This window comes from Sphingobacterium micropteri (genome assembly GCF_014692515.1).
Taxonomy (GTDB): Bacteria; Bacteroidota; Bacteroidia; order Sphingobacteriales; family Sphingobacteriaceae; genus Sphingobacterium; species Sphingobacterium micropteri.
Window position 1 is genome coordinate 352,555 of record NZ_JACOIK010000003.1, and the last position, 12,661, is coordinate 365,215.

The window sequence follows — 12,661 nt, forward strand, 5'->3', positions numbered from 1 at the left end:
GATTTTATAGGAAAGTAGAATCAGGATTAATCAGAACCTTTTAGGTGTCCTAATTGTTGAAGATACGGATATACCAGTATTATGGACACGATTTCAGTAATTATAGAAACGCCTGCGGGAAGTGGTCAAAAATATACATACGATCCTGTAAATGGACGGATGAAACTAAAAAAAATATTACCGGCAGGTATGGTCTTTCCTTTTGATTTTGGTTTTTTGCCAGGGACGAAGGGAGGAGACGGCGATCCCCTGGATGTCATAGTTTTATCTGAATGTAGTACTTTTCCGACATGTGCGGTTGAATGCCGGGTAATTGGTGCGTTCGTGATTCATCAATCACAATCCAGTAAAAGCGATAAAGTGATTCGGAATGATCGTTTTATTGCTGTACCTGTAGTTTCTCTCGTATACGAAAAAGTCAACACGCTTAGGGATCTGCCGAAAGAACTTCGGGCGCAGCTGGAAGCATTCTTTACAAATTACATCGAACAAGAAGGGAAACGGCTTAAGGTTGAAAAGCGGATCCCTGCTGAACAGGCTTGGAAGCTTATTCACCGGTTTCAGGATAGGTTGGAGAAAACGCTTCTTTTCGAAATTTTCCTGCCGCTGAAAAACAATAAGAATAGTGCATTTCCACAACACTATTTTGATGATCTACGGCATTTGCTTGTCAGAAAATTTGGAGGTGTTACCGTATATCAGCGCTCGCCTGTTACCGGTATCTGGGATAACCCAGAAGAAGGGCATGAACGAGACGAGCTGATTATATATGAAGTGATGTCTTCAACCGGAGAAGAAGTCTTTTGGACGCAGCTTAAAGCAGATTTAGCAAATCAGTTTAAGCAGGATAAACTCCTCATCCGGAGTTCCCGCATGAATATAATATAAGAATAGATATTTGTGTAATCAAACCCAAGAAGCGCCATTGATTTTTTGAAATTCAGAATACGATTTTCCACAAATAATTTCACATACAAAAATAATCTCTTAAAGAGAACGTTACACCTTGGAAACAAATTTTCTTAATCAACGTTCTTTACTAGGACGTTTTATGAGGATAATCAGAACGGTTCCGTGTCGAGTTGGATATAACAATTACGAATGACGAAAGCAATAATCACTTTTTTATGTTTTTATATAGTCGGGTTGAGTCTTTATGGACAGACACCTCATTTTGAACGATCTATTCTGCGTTCCCAGCTGGCAGATCCTTGGTCCATCGCGTATGGAGCAGACGGCCATTTATGGATTACGGAGAGTAAAACCTATCGTGTTTTACGGATTGACCCGGAGACGAAGGATATGAAAGTGGTTCTTGATCTTAGTGCGGCTCGCGAATTTCCACGTTATGACACCTTAGATGTAGACGACAAACCGTGGCCACAAGGTGGGTTGATGGGGATGGTGCTCCATCCTAAATTTACGGAGGGAAGCCCCTATGTGTATCTAGCTTATATCTATAAGCACCTGTCAGGAAACGATTTTATGTCCAAACTATCGCGCTTTCGATATGATGAGCATACAAATTTACTGCGTGATGAAGAGGTGATTGATCAGGAGATACCAGGTAGTAACGACCACAACGGGGGAAGGTTGGAATGGGCGCAGCAGGATGGCAAATATTTTCTCTTCTATGCATTGGGTGATATGGGAGCGGGGCAGTATAGTAATGTAGGACGAAAGAATCATGCGCAAGACCTCAATCGTAAAGAAGGTAAGATATTGCGTAATGATTTTTCTTCATTGCCTTATGCTGAGTTCAAGTCAATTCCTGATAACCCTCCCGTTGGAGGAGGAGGGAATGGGGGAAACGATCAGAATGCGTCTCTATATGAGCAAGTTGAAGAGCTCATTTTTCATTCAATGGGCATTCCTCCTGATATCGTACAACTAGACAGTCACTTTGTAGATGATCTCAATTTTGATTCTCTAGACGTTGTAGAGTTTTTTATGGACGTTGAGTTAGAATTTGATGTATTAATTACCGATGAAGAGATGGAAAGAACACTGACAGTAAGAAGTTTAGTAGAGCTATTGCAAAGAAAAATCGAATAAGAATTTGGCAGAGTGCCGATTTGTATTCATGGTTTCTGTATGTATTCGCGAGATGGCTAGATTACTAACAAATAAATCATTTCCTTTTGTACGTGATCCAAGTCGTGCAATTCCTCGACAAGTGCTTTCAACGCTGGATCGGCAGCCATCTGTTGTTCTAGGATATCACGTTCAGCAGCGTCTAGTTTACCAGTACGATATGAAAATATTTTCTCCGCAATTTTAAACGGATCTCTTTCTGCCATTTTTAACAGTTTTGAGGTTAATACAAGTAAGGTTTAGAAAAGGATTAGTAGAAAATAGAATTTTTTACCGAAACACGTCCCACCACAACAATACGACTAAAGGGTAGAGGTCTTTCAAAGCGAGCTGTAGTGCTTTCTTTGCATTATTCTTATGCACTTTAACGGTATTGATACTGATAGATAGCATTTCCGCAATTTCCGGATTGGTTTTGTGTTCCAGAAACGCCAATTTGAAAACTTGAGCAGTTTTATCGGGTAATTTGGCTACTTCATCAAGGATACGCTTATAGAGCTCCGCTTTCACAATTGCATGAAAGTGGTCGTCCTGTTTATAGATATCCGGATTGCGTTCCGCCAACCCTTTTAATATACGCGAACGGTTAGAGGCTGTATGAGCCTCATTGATGGAAGTATTTCGAACACTTTTATACAGGTAATTTTGTAGGTGCTCCAGATTCTCAAATTCAATTTTTTCCTGCCATAGTTTCACGAGTACAGATTGTACTATATCTCGCGCTTTCTCAGGATCGTTTAAAATAGAATAGGAGAAATAACAGAGCGGCTGGTAAAAACGTTCATAGATAAGCGCCCATCTTTCTCTTTCGTCCTGTTCATTTTTAAAGTCAATCGACATGGTACTTCAGGTAGTATCGCTTCACGTGCATATACTAAATTCATGTCAAAGATATAGCTTTTTGATTAAAAAAATGCATCACTTTGTTTTAGATAACCTATATACTAACCTTTCTTTCCCTGATTCAATGAACTTTAAGAAATCAAAAGACCCGTCGTTCATCGGGCGGCTTCGAATCAATTCAAGTGTGGACTGGTGCAAATCCGAATATTGGATGGTCTTACTCATTATTTTTATCCCTTATTTTGTAGTCAGATAATAAAGACGACGGCCTGATAAAGACTCGTTTTTGTTTCATGAAGTTTTATTTAAATTAGTTAATTATGAAAATCTTAGTAATCGGAGGAACTGGTCTTGTTGGCAAAAGAGTATGTGAAAAACTGGAAAGTATGGGGAGTGAGGTAATTGTAGGATCGCCCTCATCCGGCATCAATATCGTGACGGGGGAAGGACTGACAGAAGCCTTGGTGGGAACTGACATCGTACTCGATCTTTCTAATTCGCAATCGCCAGACGATCAAATCGCTTTGAACTTTTTCCGTACAGCAGCTAAAAACATAATTGGAGCTGAAAAACATGCACATATCAAGCATCATCTCGTGCTTTCTATTGTCGGCACAGACCGGGCACAACACATAGGGTATCTGCAAGCAAAAAAATATCAGGAAGATGCCGTGATCGAATCTGGTATACCCTATACAGTCATCCGCTCAACTCAATTCCATGAGCATATAAATACAATTATTGCTGTTCAGGGTGAAGGGAGGAATATTCATGTTTCAACCATTGATTATCAACCGATAGCATTGCAAGATGTTGTAGATTATATAATAAAGTTTGCTTTGGAACAGCCGAAAAACAAGATAGTTGAAATTGCAGGACCTGATCTCGGATTGATGACCAACTTCGTAGAAAACTATTTGAAGGTCAAAGGCGAAGATAAAATAGTGGTACCTAATCAAGATGACAAATATATGTTCCATAATATGCCAAAATCCGGATTAGTTCCGACAGGCGAATTCTATCCAGGTAAGATACGGTTCGACGATTGGATAAGAAATTCAGATACCATATATTAAGAACATTACTCAAAGTATATATTTTCTTCTTGTTGAACATTTTTGCAAGTAGTCCGAATTTGAGATTAAAAATCGGACTATTCTTCCTTTCAACTAAGACATAGATCTTCCGCTAAAAATCGTATCAGAATATTCGGGAGGACGCTTATCGGGATTTTTTCAGTGCATGTGCGAAAGATTGCATTTCATTTGTATTAAGTGAGGCAAAACCAAGCCTCATTCCATTGGTGTCATCCTTATATTTGTAGATACTGCCATCATTCAAGTATATGCCCTGAGCAGCAAGCCTTTCTGATAGTTCGGGTATAGAATATCCAGGGTCAAATAATGTCCAGACGGCCATACCACCATTAGGAACATTGAATTTGGCACGATCTCCTAACGAAGAATTTAATATTTCGCAGAAATCATCTCGTCTGCATTTGTATAGCTTAACAGATCTTCTTAAATGTCTTTGCATTTCGCCGCTATTAAAAAGATGACCCACAGATTCTTCGAACAATACGTCACCCCGAATATCTATAACTTGCTTTAATTTTGCTGCCTGCCATATAAAATCTTCAGCACCAATCAGGTATCCCAGTCGGACAGTTGGAGATAAAGTTTTAGAAATTGAGCCGATGTAAAGAACAAAATTGTCGTGTTCCGCACTGGCCAAAGGTAATATTGGAGCATTTTCATAGTGAAAGTCATAATCGTAGTCATCTTCGATTACAGGAAGGCGATAACGGCGGATAACATCCAGAAGTTTGTTTCGCCTTGCAGCGCTGAGTGTAACAGTTGTCGGATGATGGTGATGCGGAACGATATAGAGGAGGCTGGGTACGGATTGTTTGCAAATGTTCTCAATTGCGTCGATATCGATGCCGTTCTGATCAACCTTGACTCTCATAAGCTTCGCACCTAACTGTTCAAAAAGCCTATCTGCCAATGGATAATTAAGGTCGCCGACCACTACGGTGCTTCCAGGCTGGAGTATCATGCTGGCAGCTACATATATTGCCAATTGTGCGCCTTGGGTGATCAAAACCTGCTCGGGTGTAATGTCAAGAGCCCTTGTTTTGGACAAAAACTGAGCAAGTTCAGTTCGCAGTAAATTACTTCCCTTCGAGCCATCAGCTAAAAGTCTATTGTGGACGTTCGTTCTTCCCGATAAAAATTTGTAACGATCAATTATCAAATCTAAAGGAGCAATTCTGGCATCAGGGTAACCATCATTGATCATCAATTGGTAAGGTTTCAACTGCCTGGTTAATGGTTGCCGTACAGCAATCTGCCGATAAAATATTTTCTGATCCAGCGATAAGAATTTTTCTTGCTTATTCTCTTCAAATGATTTAGGGCATGTTAGCGGTAAATGTTGTGTGACAAAGTTACCCTTTCGTTTTATTACTTCAAGCCAGCCTTGAATCTGCATCTCTTCATAAGCAGCGACAATCGTTGTGCGGTTCAACTTTAGCATTGACGCCATATCCCTAGTTGCTGGCAATTGATAGCCAGGTTTTATTTTTCCTTTTCTTATCAGTTTTATCAAACTGTTAGCGATCTGTCTGAAAATGGGGATTGCCGACTGTCTGTCGACAGCAATGAGGGTACTAAAAGGTAATGTTTGAACTGCCATATAAAACCTAGCACTCGACGTATAAACTAATGCGGCATAATTTACGAGAAATTTTGCTTATTACTATTGCATTGGAAGAATTATATGGTGCTAAGCTAGTTTCGATGTACAAAGACAGCGCGCTGATTATTTACTAGGATTTGAGCGACAACAAAAAAATCAAAGCCTGCATTCGCAGGCTTTGCTAACTAAACTAAACATTGGGAGATGAACTTTTCCCCGAACTTTTTTCTACTACTGTTGGTAAACACACAAACTAATCATGATGGATAATCCGGACGAATATCTGATAAAACATCTCGAGGAAGAGGTTTTGATTTAACTCCTTACCTAACTAACTATACTCCCTAAGTTATTTCTACAAATGGTATTCCTACCTAAACAACCTCATCTCCAAAAACAACTCTATCTAGTTCATTACCTCCTGAGACGGAGAGCTTAAAATGAAGGAAATATAACTAAGTTTACAAAACTTAGCGTTATCATAGCTGTATTGTTAAATTTGCGGAAATTTAACAGACTAAACCGTGAATTCGATAGTAAAACCATATACTACATATTTTCCATCCACATGAAGAATCAGCGTGTACTAATTATAGTGGTCTACGCCACGATTGCAATGTTATTGTCTTTTCCTTTCAGGCTTTTTTCACCGGATTGGCTGGATCTTTTCCGTTTGCCGTACGGAAGCTTTTATGGTATGAGTATGTTGGTCGGGGTAGGACCTATAGTAGCGGCTTTTATTTGTAGCTTTCTGTTCAGAAATAAAAAGATAATGCTCGGTTTGTGGGGGAATTCTGTCACGAAGTCATTGTTATTCCTTGCTGTCCCTATTGCTGCAGTTGTGTATCTAGGCGTTAGCAACAAGGAGGGAATCGATACACATCTATTTGCACTGAAAGTTTCAGGTATGTGGCTTCTCTATATTATTGGCGAAGAATTCGGTTGGCGTGGCTATCTTCAGCAACTAATTTCTTGGAATGATTATGCGAAATCTGTCGTAATTGGTATTATATGGTATCTATGGCATTTATCCTTCCTATATGGTCCGTATTCCCTTCAGAAAGAATTTGTTTTTATTTTGGTTCTGCTTGTCGGCAGTTTTTTGGCATTGAAGGTAACAAAAAGAACCAAAAGCTTAGTTAGTGCCATCGCTCTGCACTTTAGTTTCAGTGTATTGACTAACATTCCGTTACCAGCCAACTCCTATATTCCCATAATTGCTATGTGTTTTTGTTGGTTGTTGTTATATCTATTTTGGAACAAACGCGGATGGACTTTCTCTAGACATATTGGAGTAACAAAGGAAAAGTGACACATGTTCTATTCCATAAAATAGAATGTAGAAAGCACTTATTAGAAACGTAATAACATAAAAAATCCTGAAGCGGGGAGCCTCAGGATTTTTAACTAACTAACCAATTATAAACCTAAATTATGAAGTACAAATATAACGACAATGGTGTGCATTTCGTTTCTTGGAAGTGTATATTTAACACATATTAACAAGAACCTCGTCGTATCTGTAGTGTTCCTTTACTACCGGCACATCCGCCTCCGCCCAGTCATAGTTTTTTAGTCATTGTAAGAAACCCAAATAGCCTGCGCGTGTTCGACAATAGTTAACGAACCGCCTTTCCATTTGCAATCTCCCTTTTCAAGCATTTTTTTCTTTGCTTTCCCCAGTTTCAACCTTACCCCCGGGAAACTCCCATTTCAGCGAAAGCTTCATAGAAGCTGAGCGTTGGCAGATTAGTACTTTTCCTTGGTGCTCGATAATGGCGCAGGTAACGTGTAGCATGTAGTAAAGATAAGCCCTTTCAGTAATGTTTATACTTTTCGCCATTTCTGGTATGGTAATATACTGATTATTGTATACCATTTCCAATATCTTTAGGAAACTCTTTCCAATTTTTGCGGATGCCTTCTGGATTAGCAGTTCTTTTGTCACTGCAATTTTCAGGAAGAAGTTTCCACGAACTTTTCCCCGAACTTTTTTCTACTACTCTTGGTAAAATTACAGTAAACATCCCATCTGTTTTGAATTGAGGTTCTGAAAGTTTAGCTTCCTTCATCTGGTTTTTTATCCTACCACATTAGCTCATGGAGCGATTCAAACATTCGTCTGATTTCTGTTATAAATTTTTCATCCATGTCTTATTCTGATTTATTTTCCAGTTCAGGTAATAAAATGTCAGCCGTGTTACGTATCGATTTCGCAATCGTCTTTACATGCGGGTCGGGGTAAGGAACTTCATTAGATTCCGCAATTAACAATCGTATGGTTTCATCAATCTGTATCAACTTTCTGCGTAAGGCAATCTCGAGAAACTGGTTTTAACCATACGCTGCAGTTTAAAGGAATTTTTTGACGAGGAAAGCTTCCAGTAGAATTTTCGATTCGCAGCTATGCGGAGAATGATCAGCTTATTCTCCGCTTTTTTTGCGGTAAATAATGCTTATATTTACCGCATATAATTTTGAGGTCATGGCAGTCTATATACACGAACGACATAACTGGGCCGATTTCCAGTGGGAAGATGAAAAGATACTCAATCTATTAAGTGAGGTTCGGCATTTCCAAGGGAAGCTTATTGGAAAAGTAGAGCTACTGGGGTTCGAACTAAGAGACGAAGCAAACTTAGAAACGCTCATCCTAGATGTTGTTAAATCCTCAGAAATAGAGGGGGAAATACTTAACCCAGAACAAGTACGCTCATCGATAGCGATTCGATTGGGATTAGACAATTCAGGTTTAGTAAATTCTGATCGTCATATCGATAGTGTAGTAGAAATGATGCTCGACGCCACACAAAATGCAGATAAAGCTATAAGCAAAGAAAGATTCTTCGGCTGGCATGGTGCATTATTTCCAACTGGAAGAAGTGGGTTGTATAAGATTGACGTGGCACGATGGAGAAGAGGTGATATGCAAGTCGTTTCAGGAGGAATGGGAAGAGAAGTTGTACATTTTGAAGCACCAAAAGCTGAACGGCTCGAAGAAGAAATGAAAAATCTCATGGCTTGGTTTAATACGGATTCTATTATAGATCCAGTCTTAAAAGCTGCTATTGCACATTTATGGTTTGTGACTATACATCCATTTGATGACGGAAACGGACGTATAGCTCGCGCACTAACAGATATGCAATTGTCGAAAGCGGATGGTGTCAATCAGCGTTTTTATAGTATGTCTGCACAAATCAAGCAAGAACGTAAGGAATATTATGCCGTATTGGAAAAAACGCAAAAAGGTGATACGGATATTACCAATTGGATAGTTTGGTTTTTACATTGTCTCAAACAAGCAATTATTTCTTCTAATACCATAATCGATAAAGTAGTGAGAAAACATCACTTTTGGATGCAAAACAATGCTAATATCAGTAATGCTAGGCAACGAATGATGTTGAATAAATTAATGGATAATTTTGAAGGAAATCTGACTTCGTCAAAATGGGCAAAGATGACAAAAGTTTCTGCGGATACTGCTCTACGCGATATTACGGATTTAGTAAATAGAGGTGTTTTATCTAAGACAGATTCAGGGGGCAGAAGTACCAATTATGAGCTTAATTGGTAGTGTTCGTCTTGAAAACATCCCAAATATCACTCTCTAGCTGTCATACGCGTTTTGGAAAAAAACAAGTCCTAGATTATTGTAAAAAATCAAAGCCTGCATCCACAGGCTTTGCTAACTAAACTAAACATTGGGAGATATCTCACGACGTGTCCCACTATTGAAACAAAAATCTAAAATTCTTCTATGGATAAGTCGTTTCCACTTTGCTTACTTTCCAGCCGTCCTTTCCCTGGTTCAGGGTAATGTAGTCTACGCGGGTGAAATTATCAAAGGCCATCGTTGCCTTGGCTACGCATACCTTTCCATCCTGTGATAGGATCTCGTAGCTGCTCTTGCAGTCATATTTGTTACCCTTGTTGGCCTTCAGGTATTTGATGTATTCCTTTTTGCCCGCACGGTCGTTATTGTTCACGTTGCTGTACTGGAAATCATCTGCAAAAAGGAACTTGTTCAGATCGATGCTACCCACGGTAACAGCATCCACATAGGAGCCAATTACCATGTCCGATTCCACGTTTTTCAAAGGATTGGCTTTTTCCGAAGCAAAGGAGCTTAGGGATGTAACCATGATCAATGCTGCTGCGATAGTTTTCAATGTCGTTTTCATATCTGTAGTTTTTAATGTGATGTGTATATTATTTTTTCTATTTCTTATTTGATATCTCAAAGGTAGGGCGGTGGGTAGATTTACCGAATAACGATTAGACCAAGCTCCGGCATTTCTCGGTAACTGCGGTAAAAAAATCGGTGAATGCATTATGCAGATATCTACTTGTCTGTTCATGCCAAAAGCATTGCAAGCCGGTTGCCAAAGTATTCAATGCTTTGTCTTAAAGGTGTTTGTGTGTTTAGGGAGGTTTCCGGATGTTCACCGGCGGACAGCAGGTGTCCGTTACTGAACAAAAAAATCCTGAAGCGGGGAGCCTCAGGATTTTTAACTAACTAACCAATTATAAACCTAAATTATGAAGTACAAATATAACGACTAAAGCACCCATTTCGTTTCTAGTAAGTGTAGATTTAACACATATTAACAGGATGCTCGTCATTTATGCAGTATTTCCTTTATTATCTTATTGCTTCTTCTTGTTTTGTCAAAATTGGGATTACTTTTATATAAACTAGCTCAAAGAAAATTTCAACAATGGTTTGGGTTACAATTACGACAGCCACCAACTGGTTTTCCGGGGCAGGTAATGCAAGTGCTAAAGGCAAAACTACCAATGAGTTTCTTGTACCTGTCGAAAATGAAATAGCCCTCGAATCATACGTGTCAACTTTGAATAATCTTGCCGATAACTTCCCAATGAATGGTGCAATTACGGCAAATGCTATATATATGGGGACAACCTTCAAAATGTTTTCGGGATTATTATACAATATCGCTATTTGCGATGCAATTACCACAAAAAAGGTCAAAGCCATAAACGGAACAGGTAGCCACCCCGAAAAATCCAAAATCGCTTTTCCTGCCTTGTTGTTTGATTTGGATGCGATTTGTGTTCCAATCGAAAGCAAAAACGGAATAACGATTAAATAAAGAAACGCTTTCACGAATGGAGCTACCTCAATGATGTTTATCGTATCTTTTCCGAGAAAAAGCCATAAGTACAGCGGTAACAATAACATTTGAAAAAGGAACAGCAAGGGTGTAGATGCTAAAACAGCGTTGGAATTACCCTTGCCTAAGTGAGAAAAAACAATCACATAATCAATACAGGGCGTTAGCAACACCAAAAGTATTCCAAGTGTTATGATTGGCGTTGTCGGAAAAATACTTATCAATGCCCATACTAGCAAAGGAATTAAAACAAAGTTGCTGAATAACAAGGCTTTGAAAAATGAACGGTTTTTGAATGCTTTCTTTAATTCTAAAAATGGAATTTGGCAAAACATACTATAAAGCAAAATTCCGATTATCGGCTCAATAGCCCTTTCAAGAAAGCTGCTGTTATTCCAATTTAGCCCTACAATAACACTTATGATGATTGTTATGATATAGATGCTGATTTGTTTTTCTTCAAGTTTTTCGCGTTTAATCATCCAAATTCCAAGTTCTGTTTATAAATTCTTTTGCATCGTCTAGACCTGTCAGTTCAAGCCTTAAATGTTAGCTGCCTCAGGATTTTTTATTTAAGGATTTGCAATAGGATACATAAATGATGTATCACTTAATCTTTTGATTATTCTTTTACCCCTATTATTTTGATACAAAAAAGAAACACCCCCGCTTGTTCCATAGAGGTCAATTTTGTTGAGCAATTCTATTTCCAATCTAAGCCACATAGCATTAAATAAACTTAATGTATCGCCATGAGATACGATGATTATATTTTCTTCGTCATTAGCGATGATATCTTCATAGAACGGTAGTAATCTTTTCCAAACATCATATCTTGATTCCGCATCAGCGAAGCACTTATCATAAACCGTTAACTCTTCTTGTTCCATATTGTCCTTGAGCCATTGTATAGATTTGCCAATAGCTGCTCCAAGCCCCCGTTCTTTTAGTGACGCTGTTAATTTAGGAGACAGCCCTAATTTTTTTCCTACAATTTCAGCTGTTTGCACCCCTCTCTTAAGAGTAGAAGAATAGATAACGTAGCTTTCAGGGTGAATCGTTTGCATCAAGTGAGTGGAAATATTTTCCGCTAAGCGCTTCCCTTTTTCCGAGAGTTCCCAATCTGTCCATGAGCCAACCATTCCATTGTTATGATGCACGGATTCGGGATGTTGAATAGTTATAATACTTTTTCTTTTTATTGCTGTAGTGTTTGATTGCATTTTATAATTATGTTTAAAACGATGAATCACAATGTAGTGAATTTTATACAATTTAGAATATAGATAAGAACTATAGCATTTGCATCTGAAAAATCAATTAATTATGTTTGGTTATTTATTACCACACGTTGAACTATGGAAATTAAAGCACTAGATCTTTCTAATATTGACAATACTATTCGAGAAGAAATTATAGCGTTATATCGGCAGCTAAGTCCCGGTAAAAAATATCAGGATCTTTCCCAAGTTTTGCGGGTGGACAATGGCGTTTATCTCATAGGAGGTTTTCAAGACGGGAATCTAGTTGGTATCGCGTCAATGGCTGTCTACTGTGTTATATCCGGACATAAAGGTTGGATAGAAGATGTCGTTGTTGATAATGCATATCGAGGTAAAGGAATCGGTAGGAAATTGATAGAACATCTGCTCGACTATTCTAGTAAAATGAATTTGACGGAAGTGCTTTTATTTACGGAAAGCCACCGTACTGCTGCTCGCAAGCTTTATGAAAATCTTGGTTTTAGAATAAAGGATAGTTCTATTTATGTGTTGAAGCATTAATACGTAGTTTGCAGGAGTTCCTGCTATTGTGGCAGACAAAGAAAGCCTGCATATGCAGGCTTTGCTAACTAAACTAAACATTGGGAGATATCTCACGAC

General features: G+C 38.6%; 14 protein-coding genes. 6 read left to right on the forward strand and 8 right to left on the reverse strand.

Translation table 11 applies throughout. The features are described from left to right. Positions 1-81 precede the first annotated feature (81 nt). Together H8B06_RS05590 and H8B06_RS05595 are read left to right on the forward strand one after the other, a co-directional pair. Positions 82-888 (forward strand): inorganic diphosphatase, encoded by an 807-nt coding sequence (locus H8B06_RS05590; protein WP_190993306.1) that lies wholly within the window; start codon positions 82-84, stop codon positions 886-888. Positions 889-1,101: 213 nt separating this feature from the next. Beyond that, positions 1,102-2,055, forward strand: a complete 954-nt coding sequence (locus H8B06_RS05595) for a PQQ-dependent sugar dehydrogenase (protein WP_190993307.1) — start codon at positions 1,102-1,104, stop codon at positions 2,053-2,055. A 56-nt stretch (positions 2,056-2,111) separates the two neighbouring features. Here the strand turns inward: H8B06_RS05595 and H8B06_RS05600 are convergent, their stop codons facing one another. Together H8B06_RS05600 and H8B06_RS05605 are read right to left on the reverse strand one after the other, a co-directional pair. Then, the gene (locus tag H8B06_RS05600; RefSeq protein WP_190993308.1) at positions 2,112-2,300 is read right to left on the reverse strand and encodes a hypothetical protein; all 189 of its coding nucleotides are present in this window, start codon (positions 2,298-2,300) and stop codon (positions 2,112-2,114) included. A 64-nt stretch (positions 2,301-2,364) separates the two neighbouring features. Further along, on the reverse strand, positions 2,365-2,934 hold the full coding sequence (locus H8B06_RS05605) for an RNA polymerase sigma-70 factor (RefSeq protein WP_190993309.1): 570 nt from the start codon (positions 2,932-2,934) through the stop codon (positions 2,365-2,367). A 323-nt stretch (positions 2,935-3,257) separates the two neighbouring features. Here H8B06_RS05605 and H8B06_RS05610 point away from each other — a divergent pair, with 323 nt between their 5' ends. After that, positions 3,258-4,013, forward strand: a complete 756-nt coding sequence (locus H8B06_RS05610) for an SDR family oxidoreductase (RefSeq protein ID WP_190993310.1) — start codon at positions 3,258-3,260, stop codon at positions 4,011-4,013. 145 nt (positions 4,014-4,158) lie between these two features. Here H8B06_RS05610 and H8B06_RS05615 read toward each other — a convergent pair whose 3' ends face one another. After that, the gene (locus tag H8B06_RS05615; RefSeq protein ID WP_190993311.1) at positions 4,159-5,634 is read right to left on the reverse strand and encodes an aminotransferase-like domain-containing protein; all 1,476 of its coding nucleotides are present in this window, start codon (positions 5,632-5,634) and stop codon (positions 4,159-4,161) included. 571 nt (positions 5,635-6,205) lie between these two features. Between H8B06_RS05615 and H8B06_RS05620 the strand changes: the two genes are divergently transcribed. After that, complete coding sequence (locus H8B06_RS05620; RefSeq protein ID WP_190993312.1) at positions 6,206-6,949, forward strand: CPBP family intramembrane glutamic endopeptidase; 744 nt, start codon at positions 6,206-6,208, stop codon at positions 6,947-6,949. A 342-nt stretch (positions 6,950-7,291) separates the two neighbouring features. Here H8B06_RS05620 and H8B06_RS20905 read toward each other — a convergent pair whose 3' ends face one another. After that, positions 7,292-7,516, reverse strand: a complete 225-nt coding sequence (locus tag H8B06_RS20905) for an NUDIX domain-containing protein (RefSeq protein WP_317170860.1) — start codon at positions 7,514-7,516, stop codon at positions 7,292-7,294. After that, positions 7,503-7,709 carry a hypothetical protein gene (locus tag H8B06_RS05630; protein ID WP_190993313.1) on the reverse strand — a complete coding sequence of 69 codons (207 nt, stop codon included), beginning with the start codon at positions 7,707-7,709 and terminating at the stop codon, positions 7,503-7,505. The genes H8B06_RS20905 and H8B06_RS05630 overlap by 14 nt, the downstream gene beginning before the upstream one ends. A 413-nt stretch (positions 7,710-8,122) precedes the next feature. Here H8B06_RS05630 and H8B06_RS05640 point away from each other — a divergent pair, with 413 nt between their 5' ends. Further along, complete coding sequence (locus H8B06_RS05640; protein ID WP_190993315.1) at positions 8,123-9,217, forward strand: Fic family protein; 1,095 nt, start codon at positions 8,123-8,125, stop codon at positions 9,215-9,217. A gap of 181 nt (positions 9,218-9,398) precedes the next feature. On the opposite strand, the gene H8B06_RS05645 is transcribed toward H8B06_RS05640, so the two are convergent. From H8B06_RS05645 to H8B06_RS05655, 3 genes are all read right to left on the reverse strand, one after another. Beyond that, positions 9,399-9,824 (reverse strand): nuclear transport factor 2 family protein, encoded by a 426-nt coding sequence (locus H8B06_RS05645; protein WP_190993316.1) that lies wholly within the window; start codon positions 9,822-9,824, stop codon positions 9,399-9,401. Between the two features lie 461 nt (positions 9,825-10,285). Beyond that, positions 10,286-11,260 carry an arsenic resistance protein gene (locus H8B06_RS05650; RefSeq protein WP_190993317.1) on the reverse strand — a complete coding sequence of 325 codons (975 nt, stop codon included), beginning with the start codon at positions 11,258-11,260 and terminating at the stop codon, positions 10,286-10,288. A gap of 90 nt (positions 11,261-11,350) precedes the next feature. Next, complete coding sequence (locus tag H8B06_RS05655; protein WP_190993318.1) at positions 11,351-12,001, reverse strand: histidine phosphatase family protein; 651 nt, start codon at positions 11,999-12,001, stop codon at positions 11,351-11,353. 135 nt (positions 12,002-12,136) lie between these two features. On the opposite strand from H8B06_RS05655, the gene H8B06_RS05660 reads away from it, so the two are divergent. Beyond that, entirely contained in the window at positions 12,137-12,562 is a 426-nt protein-coding gene (locus H8B06_RS05660; RefSeq protein ID WP_190993319.1) for a GNAT family N-acetyltransferase, read from the forward strand. Positions 12,563-12,661: the final 99 nt, after the last annotated feature.